This is a genomic window from Solirubrobacter ginsenosidimutans (assembly GCF_027587205.1).
In genome coordinates, this window is sequence record NZ_JAPDOD010000021.1 from 130,608 (window position 1) to 156,810 (window position 26,203).

Here is a 26,203-nt window from a genome sequence, read left to right on the forward strand (position 1 = left end):
CGCTTGCTGGCTACAGTCGGAAACGTGCGTTACGCCGTGCTCATCTCCGCTGCCCTCTTCTTCCTCCTGCCGGCAGGGGCGCAGGCCGCTCCCAAGCTGAGCGTCTCACTCTCTCAGAACACGGTGCGCTACGGGGCGTCGCACACGGTCAACGGGACCTTGGTCGATGGAACCACTCCGCTTGCCGCCCAGGAAGTCGTGCTCGAAGGTCGCCGCTACCCGTACGAAGGTTCGTACCGGGTGATCGCGCGGGGGACGACCGACGCCGACGGCAAGTTCGCGATCAAGGCCGAGCTGGACCGCAACCACAAGCTGCGCGTCACCGCACCCGCTCAGGGCCTGACCTCCGGCGTCGTGCAGGCCTACACGCTGCCGTCGTTCGACCTCTCGTTCCGCGCGCTGCGGCCCGGCGTCGTCCGGCTCTACCAGCGCTACACGGTGCCCAAGACGGTCAAGCTCACCTCGCCGACGCTGTTCTATCTCGGCAAGCGCGGAGCCAAGAAGGCGTCGCTGCGCGAGAGCGGCGCGGTGTCGCGTTCGAAGGCCGGCCGCTACACGTCGCACGTCGACGTGACGCTGCCCACGGGCTGGCACGGCGCCTTCCGCTACGCCAGCTGCTTCCGGCCCTCCCCGAGCACCGGCATGGGCGATCCGGGCGCGAAATGCCCGAAGCTCAAGCTCACCTTTTAGGGGGAAGTTCGAACACAACGACGTTCGAAGCTGATAGAAGTCGGCTCGAATGTGTTCACTAATGTTGCGTCAGTGACCCTCCTACCCGCCCAGCGACGCCAGGAGATCCTGCGCGCGGTCCGCGGTGGGACGGCGCACGTGTCCGATCTGGCCGAGAGCTTCGGCGTGTCCGAGATGACGGTGCGGCGCGACCTCGGCGCGCTGGCGCGCGACGGCAAGCTCGAGCGGGTGCACGGCGGCGCGGTCGACTCCGCCGAGCCGGGCTTCTCGCAGATCGAGGTCGAGCGCTTCGACATCAAGGACCGCCTCGGCGCGGCCGCCGCCGCGATGGTGCAGGACGGCATGACGGTGATGGTCGACATCGGCACGTCGACGCTGCAGCTCGCCCGCCATCTGCACGGGCACAAGATCACCGTCGTCACGACGAACCTCGCGGTGGTCGAAGAGCTGCTGCCCGACCCGGACATCGAGCTCGTGCTCCCGGGCGGCGTGGTGCGCCGCAACTACCGCTCGATGGTCGGCGTGCTCGCCGAGGACTCGCTGCGCCAGATCAAGTCCGACATCCTGTTCCTGGGCACGAGCGGCGTCGACCTGGAGATGGGGGTGTGGGACACCACGATGATCGAGGTCCCGATCAAGCGGCTGATGATCGCCGGCGCCGGCGAGGTCGTCCTGATCGCCGACGCCGCCAAGTTCTCGATGACCGGCATGGTCCGCGTGTGCGGACCTGAGTCGATCACGCACATCGTGACCGACGCGCCGCTGCCGGCCGCGTGCCGCTCGGCCGTCGACGCCGCCGGAATCGAGGTCACGGTCGCATGAAACTGACGATTGTCGGCGGCGGGGGATTCAGGGTCCCGCTGGTCTACGGGGCGCTGCTGGAGAAGAAGGACCGGCTGGGGTTGGAAGAGGTCGTCCTGCACGACATCGACGCCTCCCGGCTGGAGCGCATCGGCGCCGTCCTGGACGGCCTGGCGGAGGAGCACGGCGAGCGCCTGCCGTTCCGGTTCACGACCGATCTCGTGGACGCCGTCCAGGACGCGGACTTCGTGTTCTGCGCGATCCGCGTCGGCCAGCTCGAAGGCCGCGTGGTCGACGAGGACGTGCCGCTCGGCCTCGGCGTGCTCGGGCAGGAGACGACCGGTCCGGGCGGCATCTGCTTCGCGCTGCGCACGATCCCGGTGATGGTGCGCCTGGCCGAGACGATGGCCAAGCACGCGCCCAACGCGTGGCTGATCAACTTCACGAACCCGGCCGGGATGGTCACCGAGGCGATCCAGCAGGTCCTCGGCGACCGGGCCGTGGGGATCTGCGACTCACCTTCTGGTCTGTGCCGGCGGGTGGCGGCGGCGGTCGGCCGCGACCCGGGCGACCTGTGGTTCGACTACTTCGGCCTCAACCACCTGGGGTGGCTGCGCGGCGTGCGCGACGGCTCGGGCAAGCAGCTGCTCGACGGCCTGCTCGAGGACGACGCCCGCCTGGAGACCTTCGAGGAGGGCCGGCTGTTCGGCGGCGAGTGGCTGCGCTCGCTCGCGATGATCCCGAACGAGTACCTCTACTACTTCTATTACGCGGCGGACACGGTCTCGGCGATCCGCTCGAGCTCCGCGCCGCGCGGGGCGTTCCTGCTCGAGCAGCAGCGGGCGTTCTACGCGCAGGACGGGCAGCCCGGGGGTGAGGCGCTGGCCTCCTGGCGGGCGACGCGCCACGATCGCGAGCGCACGTACATGGCCGAGGCGCGCAACGCCGCGGGCGACGAGTCCGAGCACGAGGGTGACGCCAACGGCGGCTACGAGCACGAGGCGATGGCGGTGCTGGAGGCGATCGCGCTCAACAGCCGCGCGGTGCTGATCCTCAACACCGCCAACCGGTCCGCGCTGCCGTTCCTCGACGAGCGCGCCGTCGTCGAGGTGCCGTGCGTCGTCGGCCGCGCCGGCCCCGTACCGATGGCGATGGGCCAAGTTCCTTCGCATGCGCGTGCGCTGGTCGAGATGATGAAGGACGTGGAGCGCACGACGATCGACGCGGCGCTGCTGGGCTCGCGCGAGCTGGCGGTCAAGGCGCTGTCGCTGCACCCGCTGGTGCCATCGGTCAACACCGCGCGGGCGATCTTCGACGGCTACCGCCGGCGCCTCCCCGCGCTGCAGGAGGCCTTCGCTTGAGCCCCGTCGACTTGGCCTGCGCCGAGCCCGCCTTCCTCGATCTCACCATGACCGGCCTGGACGCGATCCCCGGGCCCGGGGAGGAGCGGCTGGCGACCGATTTCCTGCGCTCGCCCGGCGGCGGCGCGATCACGGCCGTGGGTGCCGCGCGGCTGGGCCTCTCGAGCGCGCTCGTCTCCCCGCTCGGCGACGACGCGGTGGGCATCCTGCTGCGCTCGCTGCTCGCCGACGACGGCGTGCGCTGGACAGGACGGCTCGTGGACCGTTCGCCCGTGACGGTGATCATGCCCTCGCACGGGGACCGCGCGATGGCGACCTTTGACCCGGGGGAAGGAGTGACCGCGCAGGAGCTCGCCTCCGTGGAGCCGCGCGCGGTCGTCCTGTCGATCCCCCGACTGCCCCTCGCGCCGGCGGGCGCCCGCGTCTATGTGTCGATCGGCGACGTCGACGCGCGGGCGCTCGCCGGTGGTGAGCTTCCCCCCGAGCTGGGCACCGCCCGGGCGCTGCTGGTCAATGAGCGCGAGGCGCGGCTGCTGACCGGGTTGACCGACACCGAGGCCGCGGCCACCGCATTGGCGGCGATCTCGCCACTCGCGATCGTGACCCTGGGCGCCGACGGAGCGCTCGCGGCAGGTCCGGACGGGGTCGTCCGTGTCCCCGGGGTCGCCGTCGAGGCCGTGGACACCACCGGCGCCGGCGATCTCTTCGCCGCCGCCTACGTCTGGGCCGACCACTGGGGCGCCGGGTTGACCGAGCGCCTGCGGTGGGCGGTGCTGTACGCATCCCTCTCGGTGAGGGTCGCCACCGCGGTTGCGGGGGCGGTGACGTTGAGGGCGCTCTTGGAGGAGGGCGCTGAACACGGGCTGGCGTCGCCGGTGCGACAGCCGTCGGCAGCGATTAAGGAGGACCAGTGATGGCTCGGAGAGTGCTCGCCGCTTTGGCACTGACGATATTGGTGGCCGGCTGCGGCTCTGCTCCCGGCGCCAAGGACGACGCGGCCAAGAAGTCGGCCGCGACGCCCACGGCCACGGTGGCGGCCAAGCCGGACATCTCGAAGGTCGGCAACGTCACGTTGACCGTCTGGGATCAGAACGTCCGCGGCGGCCAGAACAAGGAGATCGAGGAGCTCAACAAGCAGTTCATGGCCAAGTACCCGAACGTCAAGATCGAGCGGACGGCGAAGTCGTTCGAGGACCTGCTCAAGACGGTCAAGCTGGCGGTCTCGGGGCCTGACGCGCCGGACGTCGTGCAGGCCAACCAGGGCCGCGGGATCATGGGCGAGATGGTCAAGGCGCAGCTGATCCGCCCGGTCACCGACTACGCGAAGGTCTACGGCTGGAACGACCGCTACTCGCCGACGCTGCTGGCGCTGAACTCGTTCTCCAGCGACGCCAAGGACTTCGGCTCCGGCGACCTGTACGGCCTCTCGCAGGCCGGCGAGATCGTGGGCGTCTTCTACAACAAGGACAAGGTCCCCACGCCGCCGACGACGCTCGACGAGTTCGAGGCCTCGCTGCAGAAGGCCAAGGACGCGGGCGAGACGCCGATCATGTTCGGCAACCTCGAGAAGTGGCCGGGGATCCACAACTTCGAGTCCGTGCTCGGGCAGACCGCCGACAAGCAGGCGATCCGCGACTTCGTGTTCGCGAAGGACGGCGCGTCGTTCGACAACCCGGAGTTCACCGCCGGCGCCACGAAGATCAAGGAGTGGGTCGACAAGGGCTACTTCAACAAGAACTTCAACGGCACCGACTATGACCCGGCGTGGAAGGAGTTCGCGAAGGGCAAGAGCCCGTACCTGATCGCGGGCACGTGGGTGACGGCCGACCTGGCCGAGCAGATGGGCGACAAGGTCGGCTTCATGCTGATGCCGGGCAAGGATCCGAACGCCCCGGTGTCGCTCGGCGGCGAGGACCTGCCGTGGTCGATCACCTCGTCGGCCAAGAACCCCGACGTCGCGGCGGCCTACATCGACTTCCTCACCGACGCCAACGCGGCCAAGGTGCTCGTCGACACCGACAACCTGCCCGCCATGAAGGGCGCGCCCGCGCCGGCGAGCGGCCTGTCGGTCGACGTGTCCAATGCCTGGCAGAAGCTCAACGAGGCCGACGGCGTGATCCCGTATCTGGACTACACGACGCCGACGTTCTACGACGACATCAGCTCCGCGATCCAGGAGTTGCTGGCCGGCAAGCAGGACCCGGCGGCGTTCACCAAGGGCGTGCAGGCCGACTTCGACAAGTGGGCGGGGTCTCGCTGAGGCTCTTGCGCGGTTCGCCGGACGATCGTCCGCCCGGCGAGCCGCGACTCGTCGGCTATCTGTACCTGCTGCCCGCGTTCGCGGTCTTCGCGACGTTCGTCCTGTACCCGCTCTACCGCGCGGTGTACATCTCGTTCTACGACTGGGACGGGGTGACGGTCGGCACCTGGACGGGCCTGAGCAACTACAAGGACGTCTTCACGGACCCCGACCTGCGCGGCGCGTTCGTGCACGCGCTCGTCCTGCTGATCTTCTACGCGGTGCTGCCGGTGATCATCGGCCTCGCGCTCGCAGGGCTGATGGCGCGGGCGCGCATCCGCGGCCTGGCGTTCTTCCGGACGATCCTCTTCCTGCCGCAGGTGATCGCGATGGTCGTCGTCGCGGTCATGTGGAAGATGATCTACGACCCCGACAACGGCGCGTTGAATCGCTTCCTCGGCGTGTTCGGCATCGAGGGCAAGTCGTGGCTGGGGGACTTCTCGCTCGCCCTGCCGTCGATCGGCCTCGTCGGCACGTGGGTGTATTACGGGCTGGCGATGGTGTTGCTGACTGCGGGCGTGCAGAAGATCCCGACGTCGCTCTATGACGCGGCGCGCGTCGACGGCGCCGGGGCGTTCCGGGAGTTCCTCGCCGTGACGCTGCCCGCGCTGCGGGGGGAGATCGCGGTCGCGCTGACGCTGACGACGATCTACGCCCTGCGCAACTTCGACCTCGTCTACATCACCACCCACGGCGGTCCAGGCAACGCGACCTCGGTGCCGGCCTTTCAGGTGTTCTCGCGCGCGTTCGAGTCGGGGCAGGTGGGCTCGGCCGCGGCGGTCGGCATCACGCTGACGGCGATCATCTTCGTGATCTCGCTCGGCATCAATCGGTTCAGCGAGCGGGCAGCATGACCTCGCGCACCGAACAGACGATGGCCTACGTCGTCCTGGGCGTGTTCTCGCTGATCGCGCTGCTGCCGATCGCCGGGATCGTCTTCACCGCGTTGCAGGACCCCAACGGCGGCGCGTCGTTCGGCTCCTTCGACGGGCTGCACTTCGGCAACTTCAAGGACGCGTGGGAGCAGGGGCACTTCGGCTCCTACCTGAAGTCCTCGGTGATCGTCGCCGTGGCCGTCGTGGCCGTCGCCGGCGTGTTCTCGATCATGTCGGGCTACGCGTTCGGGCTGATGCGCTTCCGCGGCCAGAACGCGCTCTTCTACGTCTTCCTGCTCGGGCTGATGGTGCCGATGGAGGCGATCATCGTGCCGCTCTACTACGACTTCCGCGACATCGGGCTGACCAACACCTACTGGGGGCTGATCCTGCCGCAGATCGCGACGTCGGTCGCGTTCGGGACGTTCTGGATGCGGGCGTTCTTCCGCGGCGTGCCGCGCTCGCTGGTCGAGGCCGCGCGGATCGACGGCGCCTCCTCGTGGTTCACGCTCTGGCGCGTGCTGCTGCCACTCGCGCGCCCGGCGGTGCTGACCATGACGGTGCTGCTGTTCATGTGGACCTGGAACGAGTTCCTGCTGGCATTGGTGATGGTGTCGGACGAGGGCCTGCGCACGGCGCCGCTGGGCCTCTCGTTCTTCCAGGGGCGCAACACGTCGGATCTGACGCTGCTGGCGGCCGGATCCGTGATCGTCGCGCTGCCCGTCGTGATCCTGTACGTGTTCCTCCAGCGCCACTTCATCCGGGGCATGCTCACGGGGGCGGTGAAGGGCTGATGGCGGGAGTCTGTTTCGAGGCGGTCGGCAAGACGTTCGGCGGGTCGGTGCATGCCGTGCGCGACCTGTCGCTGGACATCCCGGACGGCGAGTTCATGGTGCTGGTCGGGCCATCGGGCTCGGGCAAGACGACCGCACTGCGGATGCTCGCGGGGCTGGAGTCGGTCACGACCGGCTCGATCGCGATCGGCGAGCGCGTGGTCAACACGATGGCGCCGCGCGAGCGCGACATCGCGATGGTCTTCCAGGACTACGCGCTCTACCCGCAGTGGTCGGTCTTCGACAACCTCGCGTTCGGGCTGCGGCGGCGCAAGGTGCCGCGCGACGAGATCTCGCGGCGGGTGAACGAGGCGGCGCGGGTGCTGGACCTGGAGCCGTACCTGCAGCGGCGGCCGGGGCAGCTTTCCGGGGGTCAGGCGCAGCGGGTGGCCTTGGGGCGGGCGCTGGTGCGCGAGCCGCAGGTGTTCCTGATGGACGAGCCTTTGAGCAACCTGGACGCCAAGTTGCGCACGCAGACGCGCGGGGAGATCCGCCGGCTGCAGCAGGAGGTCCGCACGACCACGGTCTACGTCACCCACGACCAGGTCGAGGCGATGACGATGGGCGACCGGATCGCGGTCATGAACCACGGCCTGTTGGAGCAGGTGGGGACGCCCGAGCAGCTCTACGAGCAGCCGGCCAACCGCTTCGTCGCGGGCTTCATCGGCTCGCCCGCCATGTCGTTCATCGAGGCGCGCTCGGTGGCATCCGTGCTGGGTTCCGCCGACGTGCCCGAAGGCGCCGTCGTGGGCGTGCGGCCCGAGCACGCCCGCCCGTGGCGCGAGGGCCTGATCGGCCCGCTGCGCGGCACGGTCGCGTTCGTCGAGGCGCTCGGACGCGAGACGTTCGTGGGCGTCGACGTCGGCGACACGCGCCTCGTCGTCTTCGAAGAGGGCCGCGCGACCCGCGACGTGGGCGAGGAGATCGAATTCGGCCTCGTGCACTCGGGTCTGCGCTACTTCGACGCCGAGACGGGCGCCGCGCGCTAGCCCTGGTAGATCCCGACGGACTTCATGACGCCCTTGCTCGTGAACGTGACGCTGAGGATCTAGTCCAGTTCGTTGCGGCCCGCGTGCTCGTTCGGCTTGCCGAGCAGCGCATGCGCGCGTTCTGGAGAGCCGAACCAATCACGAGGCGGGTCAGGGTAGATCATTGCGCCATGGACGAGACCGATCTGCGACATCTGCGGCGCTGCGTCGAACTGGCGGCCGAGGCCGTCGAGGCGGGGGACGAGCCGTTCGGCTCCGTGCTGGTGGACGGCGGCGGGACCGTGCTCGCCGAGGATCGCAACCGCGAGCGCTCGACCGGGGACGCCACCCGCCACCCCGAGATCGAGCTCGCCCGCTGGGCGGCGGCCAACCTGGCGGCGGACGAGCGCGCGGCCGCGACGGTCTACACGTCCGGTGAGCACTGCGCGATGTGCGCCGCGGCGCACGGGTGGGTCGGTCTCGGACGAATCGTGTACGCGACGTCGGGCGCGCAGCTGCGGGCGTGGAGCGCCGAGCTCGGCGCGGGCGAGTCTCCGGTCGCCCCGCTCGCCATCAACGACGTCGTGCCGGGGGTGGCGGTCGAGGGACCTGTGCCCGAGCTCGCCGAGCAGGTCCACGCGCTGCTGCGCCTCGATCGCGGCGAATAGGGCGCGAGCCGCAACGAAGATCGGGCGATCGCCCGATGGCGGCGCGCGGGTGCGGGCTTAGCGTCGGCAGGTATGACGGGTCGAGGAGTTGCCATCGTGATCGCCGCCGCGCTGGCGGCGCCCAGCACCGCCGCCGCGTATCCGGACTGGCGCGATCCCACGAGCGTCGGCGCCCCGCAGGAGGGCGTGCTCCGGTTCCCGCAAGCGCTCGCCTACGACGCCTCGGGCACGCCGGACCCGGACCCGAACGCGCCGGCGGGGCCGTACGTGTACGTCGCCGACCAGCACACGTTCTTCGTGCAGAAGTTCACCGTCGGTGGCGCGTTCGTCCGCCGCTTCGGCGGCTACGGCTCCGAGCCGGGGCGCTTCGGCACGACGTCCTCCAGCGCGAGCCCGACGACCGGGACAGTGGGTGGCATCGGCGGCGTCGCCGTCGACGCCCGCGGGCGGGTGTACGTGCTCGACTCGTTCAATTCGCGGGTGGAGCGCTTCAGCCCGGGCGGCGAGTTCCAGAGCCAGTTCGGCACGTTCGGCGCCGCGCCGGGCCAGATCAACGCCGGCATCAACGGCGGGCTGGCGCTGCTCGGCGACGACCTCTACCTCGGTGACCAGGACAACGACCGGGTGCAGCGCTTCCATCTCGGCCCGGACGGGCGCCCTGACGCGCCGCCGGTCGTCTTCGGCTCCCAGGGGCGTGGGCCGGGACAGTTCGACATCGTCGCCGGGCTCGCGGTCGACCCGGCGCGCGACCACGCCGTGTTCGTCGCCGACGACCGCAACAACCGCATCCAGCGCTTCTCGGCCGGCGGCGCGTTCGAGGCGCTGACCGGCACGCTCGGCAGCGGACCGGGGCAGTTCTCCAACCCCTACGACGCGGGCGTCGACCTGGCCGGGCATCTGTTCGTGGCCGACAACCAGAACCATCGGGTCGTGCGGCTCGACGCCGGGAGCCTGGCCTTCGCGACGAGCTTCGGCGGCGCGGGGCTCGGGCCGGGCAAGCTCAACAACGTGCGCGGGATCGCGGTCGCGCCCGGTGCCGACGCCTCCGGCGGCGTGTTCGCCACCAACACGTCGCTGAACCAGATCTCGGAGTTCGGCGTCGACGGCGCCTATGTGCGCAGCTGGGGCGGCGACGGCCGCGGCCCGGGAGCGTTCATGCAACCGCGCGACGTCGCGGTGGAGGCCAACGGTGACATCGTCGTCGCCGACACCCGCGCCGATCGCGTGCAGGTCCTGCGCGCGAGCGGGGCGATGGAGACGTGGGCGCGGATCAGCACCGCGCTGGGCACGCCGACCAGCGGTGGCGGCAAGCGCGAGTTCCGTGATCCGACGGCGGTCGCCGTCGACCCGCGCAACGGCGACGTGTGGGTCGCCGAGGGCGGCGGCCATCGCGTGCAGAAGATCCCGCAGAGCGGCGACGTGGCCGGTGTGGTGACGTACGGCGGCCCGAACGCGTCGTCGGCGCTCGGCGGGTTCATGGAGCCGCTCGGGATCGCGGTCGCGGCGGACGGGACGGTGTGGGTGGCCGACACGCGCAACGACCGGCTGCAGCGGCGCGATCCGGTGACCGGCGCGTGGACGGCATTCGGGGGCTTCGTGCACCCGACGGCGGTCGCCGCGCTCGGCGACGGCAGCATCGCGGCCGTTGAGCTCGGGGCGGAGCCCGACGACGCCACCGGGAAGGGACGGCTGACGCTGCTCGCGCCCGACGGCACCCGCCGTGCGTCGTTCGACGGTCTCGACCGGCCCGAAGGCGTGGCGTCAGACGGGCGCGGCGGAGTCCTCGTCTCAGAGACGCAGCGTGACCGCGTCGTCACGTTCTCGCTGCTCGACGGGCAGCTGGTGCGCACCGGCGAGCTCGCCGCGCATTTCACGCGACCGATGGGCCTGGACGTTGACCCGGGCGGACGGCTGCTCGTCACCGACACGTACGCCAACCGCCTCGTGCGCTTCCAGGCGCCGGCGGTCTCCGAGCCCGGCGGCACCGGCGGGTCGGTGGCCCCGGCGCTGACGCTGACGCTCGGCGCCGGCGGGCAGTTCCCCGCGTTCACGCCCGGCGTCGCGCGGACGTACACGACGACGCTCGCCGCGGACGTGCTCTCGACCGCGGGCGACGCCGCGCTCACCGTCACCGATCCGAGCCCGGTCGCTCCCGACCGGCTCGTCAACGGCGCCTACGCGCTGGCGCAGCCGCTGTTGGCGGCCGGCGCGCCGCTGCCGGCGACGGTGAAGACGTGGGCCGCGCCGGTCGCCCACGACCCCGTCGCGATCGGGCTGTCGCAGTCGATCGGCGCGACCGAGCCGCTGCGCACCGGGACCTACGCCAAGACGCTGACGTTCACGCTCGCGACGACGCAGCCATGAGCACGGCCGGTCAGGCTCCCGACGTCGCGGGCTTTGACGGCCGGGCGAGCATGGATGATCCGCCGGATGGTTCGGTTGACAGTGTCGCTCGCGGTCCTGATCGTGCTCGCGTTCGCCGCTCCGGCGCACGCCGAGACGCGGACGCTGACCCTCCGCTACGGCCCGGTCCACATGGGCGGCTACAACGTCGAGTTCCCCAAGGCGGCGGTCGACGCGCCGAAGCTCAACGGCTACGTGACCTACATGACGGCGAGCCTCGTCGACCGGCGCGGGCGGCCGATCACGATCCGCGACGTGATGCTCCACCACCTCGTGTTCCATCACAGCGGTCCGCGGCCGGAGCTCGGGCCATGCACGAGCCGCAGCGGCGAGGCGATCTACGGCACGGGCGAGGAGAACCAGGACCTGCGCTTCCCGGGCGGTTACGGCTACCGGGTCCGCAAGGCCGACAAGTGGCGCATCACCGCGATGCTGATGAGCCACAGCGAGCGCTCGATCGACGCCTACATCCAGTACAAGGTCACGGTCGTGACGGGGCGGGCGATGAAGAACGTCGAGCCGTTCTGGGTACGCGCCAACGGGTGCGGCCCCCAGGTGTCCTACGCGGTGCTCGGCGGCGGCGCGCCCGGGTCCACCTACGAGCGCTCCTACGACTGGAAGGTGCCGTTCGACGGCCGGATCGTCGCCTCCGGCGGCCACCTCCACGGCGGGGCGAAGGACATGTGGATGTCCCAGCCTGCATGCGGCAACCGCCGCATCCTCGACAACACCCCGCACTTCGGCACTCCCGACCACATCTACTACAAGGCCCGCCCGATTCTGCATGAGCCAGGCCCGTTCGACACGCGCTACTTCATGTCACGCACCGGCATCCCGGTGCACAAGGGCGAGATCATCCGGCTGAACGCCGACTACGACAACAGCACGCCGCACCCGCGCGTGATGGCGATCTCGCACGTCTACCTCACGCCGGACAGCTCGATCCCGAAGGGCTGCGCGCCGCTGCCGGCCGACGCGGTCGAGGTGACCAAGCCCGGGCCCTTCCGCGCCGACCCGCCGGCGGTCACGGTCCCGCTCAATCGCGTCACCCCGGACGGCCGCACCGCGACGTTCTCGCCCGACCCGGCCAGCGCGAAGCCGGTGAAGTCGGGCTCGACCGTCGACCTGCGCGACCTCAAGTTCACCCCCGGGCACATCTCACTGCCGGTGGGCGGATCGGTGACCTGGCGCTTCGCGGACGCGATCCCGCACAACGTCCTCTTCGCCTCAGGCCCGCGACTCGTCGGCAGCCCGACGCTGAGCGACGGCAAGACCTACACCACGACCTTCACCACGCCGGGCCACTACGAGCTCTTCTGCTACCTGCACCCGATGACGATGCACGAGGTCGTCGAGGTCACCGGCTGAACTCAGCGCCGCCCTGATCGCTGTCCGGTGGCTTCCCGCAGCGCGGCGGCGGTCGCGCGAGTCTCGGCCACCAACGCCGCGAGGTCACTGTCTGCGGCCAGCGTCGCGTGCGCGGCGGCGGCCGACGCGGATTCGCGTTCCGCCGCCCGCGTCTGGGCCGCCACGAGCTGTTCCGCCGCTTGGGCGGTGTCCAGCGGGTCGAACGTCGTCTCCCCGACCGGCGACGCCGCGTAGCGAGGTCGTCCTGGAATCTCGGTCTCGTCCTCAGCGGGATGCTCGGAGATCGACAGCGGGCGAAAGCGCCACGTCACGAGATGGCCGTCGTCTTCCACGGTCACGGCGAATTCGTCATGGGCGAGTTCCAGATCCTCGGATCCGGCCTGCGGACGACAGGCCCGGACCTCGCCGAGCTCGCTCGACCGGTCCCAGGAGCGCGTCATCCGCCAGCTTGTGCGCGCGATCGCCGCCAGCCACAGCAGGATGGCGATCGAGCCGAGGAACGCGCCGAGGCCGGCACCGATGCCGAGTTCCTCTACGCCGAGCGCTACGCCGGTCGCACCGGCGAGCCACAGGAGACCCGCGAGCGTCGTCGCGAGGCGGAGGTCTCGCTGATGGCGCCAGGTCGTCCCGAGCACGTGGCGATAGGGCTGCTCATAGGGGACCATCAGCTCGCGACGTCTGTGTGGGCGCTCGCCGGTCATCGCGCGATCACAGTACTCAAGCATTCCCGAGACTCAACGCGATGCGCTCGCCCGAGCGAGAGCGCCGCCGTACGGACTATCTCGCCGACGCCGACGACTGGGAGGCCGTCGGCCGCGTTCACGGCGAGGTGTTCGCGACCGTGCGCCCGGCGGCGACGATGCTCGTCGTCGGCCTGCTCGATCCCCGGAAGCGGGTGGAGATCGAGGCGGTCGCGCACGTCGCATGATCGTGCGAGAGTGGGCCGCGTGCGGGGACTCTCACGCGGGCTGCGGCGCTACGGCACGGTGTTGAGCCTTCCTGGTGCGCGCGGGCCCGTCGCCGCGTCGGTGCTGGGGTCGCTGCCGATCGGCATGTTCGGCCTCGCGATCCTGCTGCTCGGCCGCGAGGCGACCGGCTCCTTCGCGCAGGCGGGGCGGATCGCGGGCGCGTTCGGGCTCGCCAACGCGTTCGGCGCGGTCATCCAGGGCCGGCTGATGGACCGGGTGGGGCAGACGCGCGTGCTGCGGCCCGCCGCCGCGGTGCATCTCGTGGCGGTCGCCGCGCTCGTCGCGGTGGCCGAGAACCGTTCCTCGACCCCGCTGATGGCACTCGCCGCGGCCGCCGGCGGCTTCTCGCTGCCGCAGGTACCGGCGGCGATGCGCTCGCTGTGGGGAGACCTGACGCAGACCGCGCCGCAGCGCCAGACCGCCTACGCGCTCGTGTCGATCGTCTTCGAGGTGTCGGTGATGACCGCGCCGGTGCTCGTCGCCGCGCTCACCGCGCTGGCGGGTCCGGGCGTCGCGGTGCTCGTCGCCGCGGCGCTGTGCAGCGCGGGCGGGTTCGCCTTCGCGGCGACCGCCGGCTCCAAACGCTGGCGCGGCGAGCGCCATGACGTGAGCTGGCTCGGGCCGCTCGCCGCCGTCGGCATGCGGGCGCTGGTGGCGGTCCTGCTCGTCTTCGGCCTGGCGGTCGGCGTGGTGCAGGTCGCCGTGCCGGCGTTCGCCGACGAGCACGGGTCGGCGGCGACCGGCGGCCTGCTGCTCGCCGCGCTCTCGGTCGGCAACCTCACCGGCGGCCTGATCTACGGCGCCCGCACCTGGCCGGGCACGCCGGCGCGCCGGCTCGCGCTCCTGCTCGCCCTGCTCGGCGCCGGCTTCGCCCTGCTGGCGACCGCCGACGCGTCGCTCGTGCTCGCGGCGCAGCTCGCGCTCGCGGGCCTCGTCCTCGCGCCCGCGACCGTCGTCGGCTCCACGCTGCTCGACACCGTCGCCCCACCCGGCACCGCGACGGAGTCCTTCGCGGTGCTGGTGATGGGCATCGTCGCCGGGTCGGCCGCCGGCAACGCGCTGGGCGGCGCCCTCGTCGACGAGACGTCCTACGAGCTGGCGACGCTGACCGCGGGCGCCCTTGCCGCCGCCGGCGCGGTCGTCGCCTACGCGCGGCGGCGGAGCCTCACGGTATCCGGAACCGGTCTGTAGTGCTCCGCGAGAGCCGAGTTGTGACGAACCCGGCCGGCACGTGCCGGAGCGCGTGCCGGCCGCCGGTCACCGAACGGTCAGTCGGCGGAGAGCAGGTTGACGCCGAGCGTCGCCCCGCAGTTGGCGTCCGCGCCGCCGTGGCCGGCGATCATCCGCAGCGTCGTGCCCGCGGCGAGATGGACGGTGTTCGAGCCCGCCATCGACGGGTTGCCCTCGAAGCCGATCGCGAGGTCGACCCGCCCGGCGGCCAGGTTGAACCCCTCGCGCACGAGCAGATGGGTGTTCGTCGCGCCGCCGTTGCAGTTGCCCGCGAGCGTGATCAGGTAGTTGCCGGTGGTCGGAACCCGCACGGAGGTGGAGCTCGTGACGGTCATCCCGTGGTTGGAGAGATCCGAGGAGTTCGCGCCGGAGATCGGCAGCGCGACGCCGCTGATCGCTGAGGTCGGCACGAACGCGACGCCGTGCGAGGTGAACGATGGCGGGCCTTGTGTCGCGGCGTAGGAGACGCCGGCGGTGGCGGCGAAGAGGGCCACGATCGCGACGAGCATGGCGGGGGTGGGGCGGCGTGCGAGACGCTTGAACATGGGGAAGTCCTGCTCCTGGTGGGTGGATGTTCGCCACCAGAGACGCCGCTCTCGCACCGGAATTCCGTACCGTTTAGGACTATGAGCGTGGCTCTCATAGAGCCGGGCTAAAGGATCTCCGCGACGTCGAAGCCCGCGGGGCGCTCGAGCTGCGCGAAGCCGCACGAGGCGGCGTCGCGGTCCGGGCGCCAGCGCAGGAACGTCGCGGGGTGGCGGAAGAAGCCGCCGTCCATGTGGTCGTAGCGGACCTCGATCACCCGCTCCGGCGACAGCGGGACGAACTGCTGCTCGCGCGCCGGGTTCCAGCGGTTGCCGTCGCGCTCGTTGCCCAGCCCGCGCCGCCAGGGATGGTCGGCGGGGTCGATCTCCAGAGGGCGCAGCTCGGTCAGCAGCTCGCGGCGCCGGGCCATCCGGAAGGAGGCGGTCGCGCCGATCGGGAGCAGACCACCGAACGACGCCGCCCATTTCGGGCCTTCGCCGTCGTCGTAGAGGCCGAGCAGGAGCGAGCCGATGGCGTCCGGCTCAGTCTTGTGGAGGCGGTAGCCGCAGACGATGCAGTCGACCGTGCGCTGGTGCTTGACCTTGAACATCGTGCGCACGTTCTGGCGGTAGGGGTGCTCGCCGTCCTTGGCGATGATGCCGTCCAGGCCGGCGCCCTCGAAGCGCTCGAACCACTCGCGCGCGAGCGTCTCGTCGCGGGTGATCGGGGTGAGGTGCAGCGGGTCGCGCGCACCGGCGAACGTCGTCTCCAGCGCCGCGCGACGCTCGCGAAACGGGGCGGGCAGCAGGTCCTCGTCGCCTCGCCGCAGCAGGTCGAAGGCGATGAAGCTCGCGGGCGTCTCGAGCGCGAGCCGGTCGACGCGGCTGGCCGCGGGATGCACCCGCTGCTGGAGGGCGAAGAAGTCCAGTCGCCGCGTCGCCGGGTCGATCACGACGATCTCGCCGTCGACGACGCAGCGCGGCGGGAGGAACGCCTTCAACGCCGCGGTCAGGTCCGGGAAGTAGCGCGCCATCGGCTTGCCGTTGCGGCTGTGGATCTCCAGCGCGTCGCCGTCGCGCTCGACGATCGCGCGAAAGCCGTCCCACTTGGGCTCGTAGAACAGCCCGGGCGGGATGTCGGCGACGAGCTTGGCGAGCATCGGGCGCATCGCCGCTGACCGTAGCGAGGCCGCCGCTCAACCCGCGCTCACCGTCGGTTCACCGTCAACCGGACCTTTACGAGAACGGCCGGCACGAGGGAGATAACTGCCGTTCCCCTACAAGGAGGCTCTCCTTGCGTCGCACGCTGTCCATGGCGCTGTTGTCAACGGCGCTGCTCGCCGTTCCGGCTTCGGCCGGCGCGGCATCGAACGCGAAACTCGAAGGCCGTGCGGTGCTGCCCGCCGCGACCTTCGCCGATGGGCCGATCTCGGGCACGTTGCTCGGCTCCGCCCCCGTCAATGGCGTCCCCGTGCCCTTCAATGGCCAGCCCGTCCAGGGCTTCTCCGGCGCCATCCCCGCCGGCGACGGCAGTTACTGGGTGATGGAGGACAACGGCTACGGCTCGATCGAGAACTCGGCCGATTTCAACCTCCGCGTCTACCTGCTCAAGCCGAACTTCGAGACCTCGCTGGGCGGGCCGGGAACGGTCAAGGTCCAGCGCTTCATCCAGCTGCACGACCCGGGCCACAAGGTCCCGTTCGCGATCGTCCACAACTGGACGAGCGACCGTGTCCTGACCGGCGCGGACTTCGACATCGAGTCGATCCAGCGCGCGCCCGACGGCACGCTCTGGTTCGGCGACGAGTTCGGCCCGTTCCTGATCCACACCGACGAGACGGGCAAGGTCCTGCATGCGCCGTACCCGCTGCCGGACGCCGAACACCCCGGCCAGGAGCTGCGCGCCGCGCAGAACCCGCTCAGCGAGGAGTCGAGCACGCTGCGGGTGATGAACGCGCTGCGCGGTGACGCGCAGGACCACGGCGACACGAAGGCGCCGATCGTCTCGCCCGACGCCAACCTGCTGGCCGACAACGACCCCGCGACCGTGGAGCCGACCCGCGCCACGCCGCCGCCCGGTCTGAACAAGGCCTCGAGCGAGATCATGAGCGTGAGCTCGCTGCACGCCGCCGGCTACAAGGTCGTCCCGTACACCGTCGACGACCCGGTCCAGATGGACAAGCTGATCAAGCTCGGCGTCGACGGCCTGATCTCCGACCGCCCAGACCTCGCGCGCCAGGTCGCCCTCCAGGACAACGTCGACCTGACGAAGTTCGATCTGGAAGGCCACCGCGGCGGGCGCAACCTGCGCCCGGAGAACACGCTGCCGGCAATGGAGGTCGGCCTCGACAACGGCGTCACGACGCTCGAGACCGACAACCACCTGACCAAGGACGGCGTGCCGGTCCTCTCGCACGATCCGTACGTCGACACCGGCAAGTGCCGGCTCGCCAATGGCAAGCCGTACGGCTTCGACGACGAGGTGCTGATCAAGACGCTGACGCTCAAGCAGCTGCAGTCGAAGTACATCTGCGACGGCGTCATCCGCACGGGCACGCCGCAGACCAACGATCGCTCTTTGTCCCCGGTCGCCGTGGCGTTCGCCGCGCAGCAGGGCCTCAGCGATCCCTACGTCGACCCGACCACGCAGCAGCTGTACGACTTCGTGAAGTTCTACGCGGCGTACTACTCGACCGGCGCCGGCAAGAACACCCCGGGCGCGGCGGCGAAGGCCGCGACGGCGCAGAACGTGCACTTCAACATCGAGACCAAGCTCAACCCCCGCTCGGATCGCGATTACCACAACAACGTCTACACCGATCGCACGCCGGACCCGGAGACGATCGAGAAGGCCGTCACGGGCGTGATCGAGGCCAACGGCATGGGGCCGCGGTCCGACATCCAGTCGTTCGACTTCCGGACGATCCGCGACGTCTACGCCGACCATCCGGACCTCGCCACCGTCGCGCTGTGGGGCGACGATCCGGTCTTCGCGGGCAACGCGTCGACCGGCGAGAGCGGCGACGGCACGAACCTCCAGCCCGAGGGCAACGAGGCCAACACGCGCTGGCTCGCCGGCCTGTTCTGGCCCTACCGCGTGACGGCCGACGCCAACCCGTTCCGCGTGCAGACCAGCGGCGGTTTCGAGGGCATGGCGATCACCGCCGACGGCAAGGACCTGCGCCCGATGCTCGAGAAGCCCGAGATCGGCGCGACGAAGAACCAGTCGCCCGTCTTCGACTTCAACTTGAAGACCGGCGGCTACACGAGCGACCGCTGGTGGTACCCGTACGACCCGACCGGCGTCTCGGTCGGCGACTACCAGCTCTTCGACGACAAGTTCGGCATCGCCATCGAGCGCGACAACTCGCAGGGCGACCTGAACGGCTTCAAGGCGCTCGAGCAGGTCAAGTTCGGAAAGCCCGGCAGCGTGCTGAAGAAGAGCGAGGCCGCCGACCTCATGCACATCCAGGACAAGGCGGGGATCTCGCTGCCCTCGTTCCCGGGTGACATCGGCCTCGGCAATCCGTTCTCCTTCCCGTTCCAGACGATCGAGGACGTCGTGTTCCTCGACAAGAAGACCGTCCTGGTCATCAACGACAACAACTTCCCGTTCTCGATCGGCCGGCACCCCGGCAGCGGGAAGCCCGACGACGACGAGTTCATCGTGTTGAAGCTGCCGCAGGCGATCGACAAGTGATGAGACACTTGCGCCATGGCCCGCAAGCCGCGGCGCAAGGGCGGGACGCTCAAAGACGGTGAGCGGCGGCAACTGGCGCGCGCTTCGCGACACGGCCCGGCCGCGGTGCCGGAGCCCGCGGAGTGCGCGCTGGTGCTGTGCGACGGCGGCTCGCGCGGCAACCCCGGGCCTGCCGCGATCGCGGCGCTGCTCGTCGCTCCCGGCGGTGACGTGATCGAGCAGCGGGCGGTGGGCATCGGGCACGCGACCGCCGCCGAGGCCGAGTACCGCGCGATCCTCCTCGGCCTCTCGCTCGCCGCGCTGCACGGGATCGAGGAGCTCGAGGTGCGCAGTGACTCGCAGCTCGCGATCGGCGCGCTGCGCAGCGACACGGGCGCGACGGAGCACGCGCGGCTCGTCCAGCAGGTGCGCGAGGCCGCCGCCGAGGTGGGGACCGTGCGCTGGCGCTGGCATCCGCGCACGGCCAACGAAGCCGCCGACGAGCTGGTCCGCGCGCTGCTCTGGCCTTAGGTGAGGCCGGTCTCCCGGAGGGTCAGGTTCAGCCGGCCGGTGGTGAGGCCGCTCGCCGGGTTCGCGGTGCCGGCGAGGACCTTCGGGACGCCGTGGTAGGCGAACCGCGAGGGGCCGCCGAAGACGAACAGGTCGCCGGAGCGCAGCTCGACGTCGGTGTACGGCTTCCCGCGCGTCTCGGTGTTGCCGAAGCGGAAGACGCAGGTGTCGCCGATGCTCAGCGAGACCACCGGTGCGGGCGAGCGTTCCTCCTTGTCCTGGTGCATGCCCATCTTGGCCGCGTCGTCGTAGAAGTTGATCAGGGCCGCGTCGGGGGCGTAGGGCGTGGGCGTCGCGTAGGCGGTTGCGAGCGCGTCGCGCCCGAGTTGCCCGAGCCAGTCGGGGAACGGCTCGACCGGCGCGCCGTCGATGTCGTCGACCGTGCGCGAGTAGCGGTACGGGAGCCAATGCCAGCCGAGGCAGACGGTCTGCACCGACATCACGCCGCCGCTGGGGAGCTTCGTGTGGCGCATCCGGGAGGCCCATCCGCGGCAGGCGTCCACGAGCTCACGCTGCTGCTCGAGGGTGAGGTAGCCGGGCACGTGGACCGCCCCCGGGGCGATCTCGGTGCGCTCGCGGCCGAACAGCGACTCGGTCATCGCAGGAGCACGGTACGCATCGGGTCCCAGTTCGGCGTCTCGCGCAGGCGGCGCTCGACGTTCGCCCAACCCTCGGGTGTATCGGCGATCACCCACGCGTCGGCGTGGTTCGCGGTGAGTTTGCGCGCCGGCCGCAGCCACGACGCGGCGGTCGAAGGCCAGTCGACGACCACCGCGACCTCGTGCGGCCAGGCGGCGGCGAACTCGCGCGCCGCGGCGACGGATCGCTCGTCCCGGCCGTGGCCGACCGCGACCAGCCGCGCGTCCATCGCGGACAGGAGCTGCAGCGCGCGGGCGAGATCGGGCACGATGTCTACAACGTGCCGGAGGGGACAAAGGTGAGGACCGCGCTGATCACCGGCGTGAGCCGGCGGGCGGGGATCGGGTTCGCGATCGCGCGGCGCCTGATCGCGGACGGCGTGACCGTGTTCGTCCACCACTACGTGCCCCACGATCGCGACCGGCCCTGGGGCGCCGACCACATGCCGGCGGTCCTCGCGCTGCTCGGCTCGCCCCCGGACGCGGCCTTCGACCTGGCCGTGCCGGGCGCGCCGGCGGGGCTCATGGAGGTCGCGGTCGAGGCGCTCGGCCACGTCGACATCCTGATCTGCAACCACGCGTCGAGCGGTCCGGACGGCGACCTGAGCGCGGTGACCGACGAGATGCTCGACCACCACTACGCCGTCAACACCCGCGCCTCGCTCATGCTCGTCCAGGCCTTCGCGGCGCAGCACGACGGCCGCCCCGGCGGGCGGGTGGTGCTGATGACCTCGGGCCAGAACCTCGGCCCGATGCGGGGCCAGATCGCGTACGCCACGTCCAAGGGCGCGCTGGCCGCGATCACCGCGACCCTCTCCGACACGCTGATCGACCGCGGCATCACCGTCAACTGCGTCAACCCGGGTCCGGTCGACACGGGCTGGCCGGCGCCGGACGTCCGCGCCGCCGTCGGCGAGCGCATGCCGCTCGGCTGGGCGGAACCGGACGACCCCGCCCGCCTGATCGCCTGGCTCGTCTCCGAGGAGGGCCGGTGGGTGACCGGCCAGGTGCTAAACAGCGAGGGTGGGTTCCGCCGCTGACGGCGCCATCGTCGGCGCCTCCATCCGCACGCTCGACGCGGCGCGGCCGCACGCGACGGCGCTGGCGTGGCGCGACGGGGTGCTGATCGCGGTCGAGGACGACGTTCGCGAGCACATCGGCCCGGCGACGCGGGTGATCGACGGGCGCGGGCTCTGCGTCGTGCCCGGGCTCACCGACAGTCACATCCATCCCTTCTGGGGGACGCGGCGCACGCGCGGGGCGGACCTGCGGTCGGCGGAGACGCTCGACGAGGTGCGCGCGCGGCTGGCAGCGGAGCGGGAGCGGTGCGGGCCGGGGGAGTGGGTGCTCGCCCACAGCGCCCACTACGAGCCGTTCCACGGCGCCGGCCTGCGGGCGGAGGCGATCGCCGACGCGGTGCAGGACTCGCCCGCGATCGTCTACTTCTTCGACGCGCACACCGCGCTGGCGTCGTTCGCGGCGCTCGAGCGCGCCGGGATCACGGGCGCGCGGGGGTTCGAGGAGGCCGCGGAGATCGTCGTCGACCCCGACGGGACGCCGACGGGCGCGCTGCTCGAGAACGCGGCGATCGACCTCGTGGACGCGGTGATCCCCGACTGGGGCGAGGCCGAGCGCCTCGACGCCTACGCGCAGACGCTGCGCCGGCTCAACGCGGTCGGCCTCACCGGCGCGCACGTGATGATCGGGGACCGGGAGTTGCTCGACGACGTCCGCGCCCTCGAGGCGCGCGACGAGCTGACGCTGCGGATGGTCGTCCCGATGCACCAGGAGCCGGCGATCGACGATGCCGAGGTCGAGCGGCGGCTCGCGCTGGCGGGCGAGGGCGGGCGGCTGTGGCGCACCGGGACGGCGAAGTTCTTCCTCGACGGCGTGCTCGAGTCCGGTACCGCGTGGCTCGTCGAACCCGGGCCGTGTGGCGTCAACGCCCACCCGTTCTGGCCGAGCGTGGAGCGCTACGGGGAGCTGGTCACGCGGTTCAAAAGCGCCGGCTTCAGCGCGATCACCCACGCGGTCGGCGACGGTGCGGTGCGCGGTGCGCTGGACGCCTATGCGAAGGCGGGGCCGCCGCGCCGGGGGATGCACCGCGTCGAGCACATCGAGACGCTGTGCGACGAGGATCTCCCGCGGTTCGCGCAACTCGGCGTCGCCGCGTCGATGCAGCCGCTGCACATGGAAGGCCTCGACGACCCCGCCGCCCCCAGCGCGTGGCTGGACGGCTTGTCGGACGGCCGCGCGGAGCGGGCCTTCCGCGCCCGCGACCTCGCCGACAGCGGCGCGACGCTCGCACTCGGCTCGGACTGGATGGTCGCCGACTACGACCCGCGCTACGGGATGGCGTGGGCGCGGTTGCGGCGCACGCCGGGCGAGCGCGCGCGGGTGCCGTATCTCCCGGCGCAGGCGCTGACCGCCGAGCAGACGCTGCTCGGCTACACGGTCCACGCCGCGCGGGTCAACGGCGACGAAGACGTCTGCGGACGCCTGAAGGTGGGGCTGCGGGCGGACATCACCGCGTTCGCCGCCGATCCCGTCGAGACCCGTGCCGACGAGTTGCCCGAGTTGCCGGTGCGGCTGACGGTGGTCGACGGCCGTGTCGTGTGGCTAGATTCCCAGGGTGCCTCGTGACCCTCACCGCGTGCTCGGCGTGCCGTTCGGCGCGTCGAACGCCGTCGTCCTGGAGGCCTACCGGCGGCTGAGCATGCTGCATCACCCGGACCGCGAGGGCGGCTCCGCCGAGCGGTTCGTCGAGATCAAAGAGGCCTACGAGGCGCTGCGGGCGCGGCCGGCGCCGGACGCGACGCTCGAGGAGCGGATGGCAGCGCTCGAGCAGGAGCTGCGTGAGCGCGCGAAGCGCGGGCCGTCGCGCGACGGGCGAGCGGATGCGGTCGTGCGCGACGTCAACGATCTCGTCGACGGGCTCGACGGGCTCTCCTCGCAGCTGGACTGATGTCCCTCCTGCGCGAGTGCGTGCCGCAGAACGCGATGGATGAGCCGGAGGAGGTGGCGCGGTTCTACGACCGCTGCAGCGACCTCATGCGGGAGTTGCTCGACCACCTGGCGGCGGGGCCGCATCGGCCCCGGCCGTTTCCGGAGATCGAGGACACGATGGGATGGCCGCGCCGCCGGATCTCGTCCGTGCTCGGCGGCGTGGGCCGGGTGCGCAAGCTCGAGTTCTCCGGGCGGCGCCCATACCACTTCCAGGATGAACGCCAGTCGGCGTCCGGTCGCTGGGAGATCTGGATGGACGCCGACCAGGCGGAGTACGTTCGTGCCGCGCGGAGCGACTAGCGGCGCTTCGGCGGAACCGCCGATTCGACGAAGTCGGTCACACCGGGAATGTGGGCCACGTCCAGATGCGACGTGTCCTCAACCACCGGCGTCTCGTCTACCGGCGCGCCGTCTTCCTGCTTGCGCGCTTCCTTCTTCTGCATCTTGGCGATGCGGCGGTCACGGACCGCAGCTTCACGATTCAGCTTGGCGAATGTCGTCCGCTTCTTAGAGCTCGACGCCATAGGCGTTTAGACGGTCTGGACGTTGACGGCGTTCGGGCCCTTGGGGCCGTTCTCGGCGTCGTAGCTGACCTTCGCGCCCTCGGGGAGGGACTTGAAGCCGCTACCGGCGATGCCGGTGTGATGCACGAACAGGTCCTTGCCCTGATCGTCCGGCGTGATGAAGCCGAAGCCCTTTTCGTCGCTGAACCACTTCACGGTTCCAGTTGCCATTTTTACTGCCCTCCAGAGGAGATATGTGCGAGCGAAACGCGGAGGGTGCTTCGGCAACCACTGAGAAACGCGGGCACTACTTGATTGGGCTGAATGCCCGGTACGCCGTGGAGTTTAGAAGATGTGCGCGAGAAATGTCGACTCATCGTGATTGACGTAGCCTCGGGCCCATGACACGCGTCCTCGCGCAGCTCTCGGTTCGCCGCGGACCCGAGGCGATCGAGTTCTACAAAACGGCCTTCGGGGCCGTGGTCGACTACGTCGTCGGCGACGAGTCGATCGTCGCGCAGCTGTCGATCGGAGCCGACGCGACGTTCTGGGTCGCCGACGAATCTCCAGAGCACTTCAACTTCAGCCCGGAGACCGTCGGCGGCGGAACCGTGCGGATGCTGCTGCTGGTCGACGACCCGGACGCGGCGATCGCCCGCGCCGCCGTGGCGGGCGCGACGGTCGTCTCTCCCGCGCAGGACGAGCACGGCTGGCGGCTCGGTCGCGTGGCCGATCCGTTCGGCCACCACTGGGAGATCGGCAAGCCGCTCGGCTCCTGGCCGCCTTCTTAGTGGATCAGCCGCGCGAGTTCGCGGACGCCCGCGGCGATCGCCGACTCGGGGAGCGCGCCATAGCCGAGCAGGAGCGTGGGTGGGCCGGCGGCGTCGTAGTCGCCGAGCACGTTGAAGCGGATGCGCTCGGCGAGCGCGGCCTCCTTGATCGCCCGCTCGTCGTGGCCGTCCGGGAGCTCGACGGTGACGTGCAGGCCCGCCGCGATGCCCTTGATCCGCGCTTGGGGTAGTTCGTTCGCCAGCGCTTCTACGAGCGTGTCCCGGCGTGTGCGGTAGCGGGCGCGCATGCGCCGCAGGTGGCGATCGAGCTCCCCGCGGGCGATGAAGTCCGCGAACGCGTGTTGCTCGATCCGCGAGGTGCCCTGGTCGGCGAGGTACTTCTCGCGCCGGATCGGCTCCACGAGTGCTTGCGGGACCACGAGCCAGCCGAGGCGCAGCGCGGGAGCGAGGGTCTTGCTGGCCGAGCCGGCGTAGACGACCCGCTCGGGCTCGAGGCCCTGGAGCGCGCCGACGGCCGCCCGGTCGTAGCGGTACTCGGCGTCGTAGTCGTCCTCGATCGCGATCGCTTCGTGGTCGCGGAGCCAGGCGAGCAGGTGGGTGCGGCGCTCGGGGGCGAGGACGACCCCGGTCGGGTGCTGGTGGGCGGGGGTGACGATGACGGCGGCGACGTCCTCCGGGAGCTCGGACACCTGCAGACCGAGCTCGTCGACCGGGACCCGCACGGGTTCGAGCCCGGCGCGTAGCGCGACTTCGAGTTGCTCGGTGTTGCTGGGGTCCTCGACGGCGATGCGCGTGGCTCCGCGCGCGCGGAGCGCCTGGCAGACGAGTCCCTGCGCCTGGCCGTAGCCGTTGGTGATGATTACGCGCTCGGCATCGGCGACGACGCCGCGCACGCGGCCGAGGTAGTCGGCGAGCTGGATGCGCAGGATCTCGTCGCCGTTGGGGTTGCCGTAGCCGAGCTCGGCGTCGGTCAGGGTGTTCATCGCCGTCTTGACCGACTTCAGCCAGGCCGCGCGCGGGAAGGCGGAGACGTCGGGGAAGCTGGGGCGGAAGTCGAACCGCGGTGGGCGGGGTGGGGCGGGCGCGTCGGGGGTCGCGGGCGCGTTGGCGGCCGTCTCCGACACGCGCGGGCGCGCGCCCTGGCGCATCGCGAGGTAGCCCTCGGCGGCGAGTTGCGCGTAGGCCTCGACCGCCACCCGCCGCGAGATGCCGAGCTGGCGGGCGAGGTCGCGGGTCGACGGGATCTCCGCCCCGGGCTTCAGGGCGCCGGTGCGGATCGCGGCGCGCAACTGCCCCTCGATCTGCGCCCCGAGCGTGTGCGGCCCGTCGCGATCGATCGCGACCAGGAGCTCTACCGGCTGACTGGTACCGTCCACGGCCTCAAAAGTGGGACTGGTATCTGCACCAGTGGACCGTAGCATCGCCACCATGCTCACGCTCTCGATCGCTGCCCGCCTCCCGCTCGCGATGTTCAGCATCGCCCTGCTCGTCCACGCCCAGCGCCTCACGGGCTCCTACGCGTCCGCCGGCCTCGTCACCGCGTTCTATGCGATCGCCGTCGGCGTCGGTGGTCCACTCCTCGGCCGGATCGTCGACCGTCGCGGGCAGACCGCCGTCCTGTTGTCCTCGGCGATCGCCTCGGCCCTGTTGCTGAGCGCCATGGCGGTGCTCCCGGCCGGAGTGGGGCTGCCGGTGCTGATCGCGCTCGCCGCCGGAATCGGCCTCGCCACACCGCCGGTCGGCGCCTGCGTGCGCAGCCTGCTGTCCGACCCGCGCGCCTTCGCCGTCGAAGCGTCCGCGGTCGAACTCGCCTGGGTCTTCGGCCCGCCGCTCGCGCTCGGCGCGGGCGCGCTCTTCTCCACCGGCGCGGCGCTGGCGGGCGGCGGCGCCGTGCTGTTGGCCGGCACCGTCGCGTTCGCGCTGCACCCCGCATCGCGCGCGTGGCGCCCGCGGGGGAACGAGGCGCGCGGCGGCGACGAGGCGCGCGGCGGCGACGAGGGGCGGCGCGGTGACGTGGCGCGCGGCGGC

General features: G+C 71.2%; 29 protein-coding genes. 21 read left to right on the plus strand and 8 right to left on the minus strand.

Translation table 11 applies throughout. The features are described from left to right. Positions 1-24 precede the first annotated feature (24 nt). The 11 genes from OM076_RS21770 (at position 25) to OM076_RS21820 (ending at position 12,266) form a co-directional block, all read left to right on the plus strand. On the plus strand, positions 25-690 hold the full coding sequence (locus OM076_RS21770) for a hypothetical protein (protein WP_270042173.1): 666 nt from the start codon (positions 25-27) through the stop codon (positions 688-690). Between the two features lie 72 nt (positions 691-762). Beyond that, positions 763-1,512 carry a DeoR/GlpR family DNA-binding transcription regulator gene (locus OM076_RS21775; RefSeq protein ID WP_270042174.1) on the plus strand — a complete coding sequence of 250 codons (750 nt, stop codon included), beginning with the start codon at positions 763-765 and terminating at the stop codon, positions 1,510-1,512. After that, a complete protein-coding gene (locus OM076_RS21780) occupies positions 1,509-2,852 on the plus strand; it encodes a 6-phospho-beta-glucosidase (protein WP_270042175.1) in 1,344 nt (447 codons plus the stop codon). The genes OM076_RS21775 and OM076_RS21780 overlap by 4 nt, the downstream gene beginning before the upstream one ends. Further along, positions 2,849-3,766, plus strand: coding sequence for a carbohydrate kinase family protein (locus tag OM076_RS21785; protein WP_270042176.1), 918 nt, complete (start codon positions 2,849-2,851; stop codon positions 3,764-3,766). Before OM076_RS21780 ends, OM076_RS21785 begins: the two co-directional genes overlap by 4 nt. Continuing rightward, positions 3,766-5,112, plus strand: coding sequence for an extracellular solute-binding protein (locus OM076_RS21790; protein ID WP_270042177.1), 1,347 nt, complete (start codon positions 3,766-3,768; stop codon positions 5,110-5,112). The genes OM076_RS21785 and OM076_RS21790 overlap by 1 nt, the downstream gene beginning before the upstream one ends. Before the next feature lie 5 nt (positions 5,113-5,117). After that, positions 5,118-6,005 carry a carbohydrate ABC transporter permease gene (locus tag OM076_RS21795; RefSeq protein ID WP_270042178.1) on the plus strand — a complete coding sequence of 296 codons (888 nt, stop codon included), beginning with the start codon at positions 5,118-5,120 and terminating at the stop codon, positions 6,003-6,005. After that, a complete protein-coding gene (locus OM076_RS21800) occupies positions 6,002-6,820 on the plus strand; it encodes a carbohydrate ABC transporter permease (protein WP_270042179.1) in 819 nt (272 codons plus the stop codon). Before OM076_RS21795 ends, OM076_RS21800 begins: the two co-directional genes overlap by 4 nt. Next, the gene (locus OM076_RS21805; RefSeq protein WP_270042180.1) at positions 6,820-7,848 is read left to right on the plus strand and encodes an ABC transporter ATP-binding protein; all 1,029 of its coding nucleotides are present in this window, start codon (positions 6,820-6,822) and stop codon (positions 7,846-7,848) included. Before OM076_RS21800 ends, OM076_RS21805 begins: the two co-directional genes overlap by 1 nt. A 170-nt stretch (positions 7,849-8,018) precedes the next feature. Then, a complete protein-coding gene (locus OM076_RS21810; RefSeq protein WP_270042181.1) occupies positions 8,019-8,495 on the plus strand; it encodes a nucleoside deaminase in 477 nt (158 codons plus the stop codon). A 72-nt stretch (positions 8,496-8,567) separates the two neighbouring features. Next, on the plus strand, positions 8,568-10,859 hold the full coding sequence (locus OM076_RS21815) for an NHL repeat-containing protein (RefSeq protein ID WP_270042182.1): 2,292 nt from the start codon (positions 8,568-8,570) through the stop codon (positions 10,857-10,859). A gap of 66 nt (positions 10,860-10,925) precedes the next feature. After that, positions 10,926-12,266, plus strand: a complete 1,341-nt coding sequence (locus OM076_RS21820; RefSeq protein ID WP_270042183.1) for a plastocyanin/azurin family copper-binding protein — start codon at positions 10,926-10,928, stop codon at positions 12,264-12,266. A gap of 2 nt (positions 12,267-12,268) precedes the next feature. Here the strand turns inward: OM076_RS21820 and OM076_RS21825 are convergent, their stop codons facing one another. After that, positions 12,269-12,991: a hypothetical protein gene (locus tag OM076_RS21825; protein ID WP_270042184.1), complete on the minus strand. Its 723-nt coding sequence runs from the start codon at positions 12,989-12,991 to the stop codon at positions 12,269-12,271. 17 nt (positions 12,992-13,008) lie between these two features. Between OM076_RS21825 and OM076_RS21830 the strand changes: the two genes are divergently transcribed. Together OM076_RS21830 and OM076_RS21835 are read left to right on the plus strand one after the other, a co-directional pair. Then, positions 13,009-13,194 carry a Rid family hydrolase gene (locus tag OM076_RS21830; RefSeq protein ID WP_270042185.1) on the plus strand — a complete coding sequence of 62 codons (186 nt, stop codon included), beginning with the start codon at positions 13,009-13,011 and terminating at the stop codon, positions 13,192-13,194. A gap of 19 nt (positions 13,195-13,213) precedes the next feature. Continuing rightward, a complete protein-coding gene (locus tag OM076_RS21835; RefSeq protein WP_270042186.1) occupies positions 13,214-14,425 on the plus strand; it encodes an MFS transporter in 1,212 nt (403 codons plus the stop codon). A gap of 77 nt (positions 14,426-14,502) precedes the next feature. Here OM076_RS21835 and OM076_RS21840 read toward each other — a convergent pair whose 3' ends face one another. Then, entirely contained in the window at positions 14,503-15,009 is a 507-nt protein-coding gene (locus OM076_RS21840; RefSeq protein WP_270042187.1) for a hypothetical protein, read from the minus strand. A 107-nt stretch (positions 15,010-15,116) separates the two neighbouring features. Next, the gene (locus tag OM076_RS21845) at positions 15,117-16,157 is read right to left on the minus strand and encodes an ATP-dependent DNA ligase (RefSeq protein WP_270042188.1); all 1,041 of its coding nucleotides are present in this window, start codon (positions 16,155-16,157) and stop codon (positions 15,117-15,119) included. A gap of 125 nt (positions 16,158-16,282) precedes the next feature. Between OM076_RS21845 and OM076_RS21850 the strand changes: the two genes are divergently transcribed. Further along, positions 16,283-18,688: an esterase-like activity of phytase family protein gene (locus OM076_RS21850; protein ID WP_270042189.1), complete on the plus strand. Its 2,406-nt coding sequence runs from the start codon at positions 16,283-16,285 to the stop codon at positions 18,686-18,688. A gap of 15 nt (positions 18,689-18,703) precedes the next feature. Then, positions 18,704-19,198: a ribonuclease HI family protein gene (locus tag OM076_RS21855; protein ID WP_270042190.1), complete on the plus strand. Its 495-nt coding sequence runs from the start codon at positions 18,704-18,706 to the stop codon at positions 19,196-19,198. On the opposite strand, the gene OM076_RS21860 is transcribed toward OM076_RS21855, so the two are convergent. Next, positions 19,195-19,836: an alpha-ketoglutarate-dependent dioxygenase AlkB family protein gene (locus OM076_RS21860; RefSeq protein WP_270042191.1), complete on the minus strand. Its 642-nt coding sequence runs from the start codon at positions 19,834-19,836 to the stop codon at positions 19,195-19,197. The two genes, OM076_RS21855 and OM076_RS21860, sit on opposite strands and share 4 nt — an antisense overlap. Further along, positions 19,833-20,144, minus strand: a complete 312-nt coding sequence (locus OM076_RS21865) for a hypothetical protein (RefSeq protein ID WP_270042192.1) — start codon at positions 20,142-20,144, stop codon at positions 19,833-19,835. Before OM076_RS21865 ends, OM076_RS21860 begins: the two co-directional genes overlap by 4 nt. Before the next feature lie 30 nt (positions 20,145-20,174). On the opposite strand from OM076_RS21865, the gene OM076_RS21870 reads away from it, so the two are divergent. The 4 genes from OM076_RS21870 to OM076_RS21885 are packed head-to-tail and all read left to right on the plus strand — an operon-like array spanning position 20,175 to position 23,181. After that, a complete protein-coding gene (locus OM076_RS21870) occupies positions 20,175-20,915 on the plus strand; it encodes an SDR family oxidoreductase (RefSeq protein ID WP_270042193.1) in 741 nt (246 codons plus the stop codon). Further along, positions 20,899-22,518: an amidohydrolase gene (locus tag OM076_RS21875; protein ID WP_270042194.1), complete on the plus strand. Its 1,620-nt coding sequence runs from the start codon at positions 20,899-20,901 to the stop codon at positions 22,516-22,518. The genes OM076_RS21870 and OM076_RS21875 overlap by 17 nt, the downstream gene beginning before the upstream one ends. Further along, a complete protein-coding gene (locus OM076_RS21880; RefSeq protein WP_270042195.1) occupies positions 22,508-22,840 on the plus strand; it encodes a J domain-containing protein in 333 nt (110 codons plus the stop codon). The genes OM076_RS21875 and OM076_RS21880 overlap by 11 nt, the downstream gene beginning before the upstream one ends. Next, positions 22,840-23,181, plus strand: a complete 342-nt coding sequence (locus OM076_RS21885) for a hypothetical protein (RefSeq protein ID WP_270042196.1) — start codon at positions 22,840-22,842, stop codon at positions 23,179-23,181. The genes OM076_RS21880 and OM076_RS21885 overlap by 1 nt, the downstream gene beginning before the upstream one ends. On the opposite strand, the gene OM076_RS21890 is transcribed toward OM076_RS21885, so the two are convergent. Both OM076_RS21890 and OM076_RS21895 read right to left on the minus strand, forming a co-directional pair. After that, positions 23,178-23,405, minus strand: coding sequence for a hypothetical protein (locus tag OM076_RS21890; protein ID WP_270042197.1), 228 nt, complete (start codon positions 23,403-23,405; stop codon positions 23,178-23,180). The two genes, OM076_RS21885 and OM076_RS21890, sit on opposite strands and share 4 nt — an antisense overlap. Before the next feature lie 6 nt (positions 23,406-23,411). After that, the gene (locus OM076_RS21895) at positions 23,412-23,615 is read right to left on the minus strand and encodes a cold-shock protein (RefSeq protein ID WP_270042198.1); all 204 of its coding nucleotides are present in this window, start codon (positions 23,613-23,615) and stop codon (positions 23,412-23,414) included. A gap of 170 nt (positions 23,616-23,785) precedes the next feature. Here OM076_RS21895 and OM076_RS21900 point away from each other — a divergent pair, with 170 nt between their 5' ends. Then, positions 23,786-24,175, plus strand: coding sequence for a VOC family protein (locus OM076_RS21900; RefSeq protein ID WP_270042199.1), 390 nt, complete (start codon positions 23,786-23,788; stop codon positions 24,173-24,175). Here OM076_RS21900 and pdxR read toward each other — a convergent pair. Then, positions 24,172-25,551 carry a MocR-like pyridoxine biosynthesis transcription factor PdxR gene (pdxR, locus tag OM076_RS21905; protein WP_270042200.1) on the minus strand — a complete coding sequence of 460 codons (1,380 nt, stop codon included), beginning with the start codon at positions 25,549-25,551 and terminating at the stop codon, positions 24,172-24,174. The genes OM076_RS21900 and pdxR overlap by 4 nt on opposite strands. A 52-nt stretch (positions 25,552-25,603) precedes the next feature. Between pdxR and OM076_RS21910 the strand changes: the two genes are divergently transcribed. Next, the coding region (locus OM076_RS21910) for an MFS transporter (protein ID WP_270042201.1) at positions 25,604-26,203 on the plus strand (600 nt) is incomplete at its 3' end.

What these genes read in the sequence shown, in the direction of transcription:
- OM076_RS21860 (WP_270042191.1), bottom strand. Translation starts at nt 19,836, where the DNA reads ATGACCGAGTCGCTGTTCGGCCGCGAGCGCACCGAGATCGCCCCGGGG.
- OM076_RS21890 (WP_270042197.1), bottom strand. Translation starts at nt 23,405, where the DNA reads ATGGCGTCGAGCTCTAAGAAGCGGACGACATTCGCCAAGCTGAATCGT.
- OM076_RS21845 (WP_270042188.1), bottom strand. Translation starts at nt 16,157, where the DNA reads ATGCGCCCGATGCTCGCCAAGCTCGTCGCCGACATCCCGCCCGGGCTG.
- OM076_RS21800 (WP_270042179.1), top strand. Translation starts at nt 6,002, where the DNA reads ATGACCTCGCGCACCGAACAGACGATGGCCTACGTCGTCCTGGGCGTG.
- OM076_RS21885 (WP_270042196.1), top strand. Translation starts at nt 22,840, where the DNA reads ATGTCCCTCCTGCGCGAGTGCGTGCCGCAGAACGCGATGGATGAGCCG.
- OM076_RS21805 (WP_270042180.1), top strand. Translation starts at nt 6,820, where the DNA reads ATGGCGGGAGTCTGTTTCGAGGCGGTCGGCAAGACGTTCGGCGGGTCG.
- OM076_RS21900 (WP_270042199.1), top strand. Translation starts at nt 23,786, where the DNA reads ATGACACGCGTCCTCGCGCAGCTCTCGGTTCGCCGCGGACCCGAGGCG.
- OM076_RS21780 (WP_270042175.1), top strand. Translation starts at nt 1,509, where the DNA reads ATGAAACTGACGATTGTCGGCGGCGGGGGATTCAGGGTCCCGCTGGTC.
- OM076_RS21810 (WP_270042181.1), top strand. Translation starts at nt 8,019, where the DNA reads ATGGACGAGACCGATCTGCGACATCTGCGGCGCTGCGTCGAACTGGCG.
- OM076_RS21830 (WP_270042185.1), top strand. Translation starts at nt 13,009, where the DNA reads ATGCGCTCGCCCGAGCGAGAGCGCCGCCGTACGGACTATCTCGCCGAC.
- OM076_RS21820 (WP_270042183.1), top strand. Translation starts at nt 10,926, where the DNA reads ATGGTTCGGTTGACAGTGTCGCTCGCGGTCCTGATCGTGCTCGCGTTC.
- OM076_RS21815 (WP_270042182.1), top strand. Translation starts at nt 8,568, where the DNA reads ATGACGGGTCGAGGAGTTGCCATCGTGATCGCCGCCGCGCTGGCGGCG.
- OM076_RS21840 (WP_270042187.1), bottom strand. Translation starts at nt 15,009, where the DNA reads ATGTTCAAGCGTCTCGCACGCCGCCCCACCCCCGCCATGCTCGTCGCG.
- OM076_RS21855 (WP_270042190.1), top strand. Translation starts at nt 18,704, where the DNA reads ATGGCCCGCAAGCCGCGGCGCAAGGGCGGGACGCTCAAAGACGGTGAG.
- OM076_RS21825 (WP_270042184.1), bottom strand. Translation starts at nt 12,991, where the DNA reads ATGCTTGAGTACTGTGATCGCGCGATGACCGGCGAGCGCCCACACAGA.
- OM076_RS21895 (WP_270042198.1), bottom strand. Translation starts at nt 23,615, where the DNA reads ATGGCAACTGGAACCGTGAAGTGGTTCAGCGACGAAAAGGGCTTCGGC.
- OM076_RS21790 (WP_270042177.1), top strand. Translation starts at nt 3,766, where the DNA reads ATGGCTCGGAGAGTGCTCGCCGCTTTGGCACTGACGATATTGGTGGCC.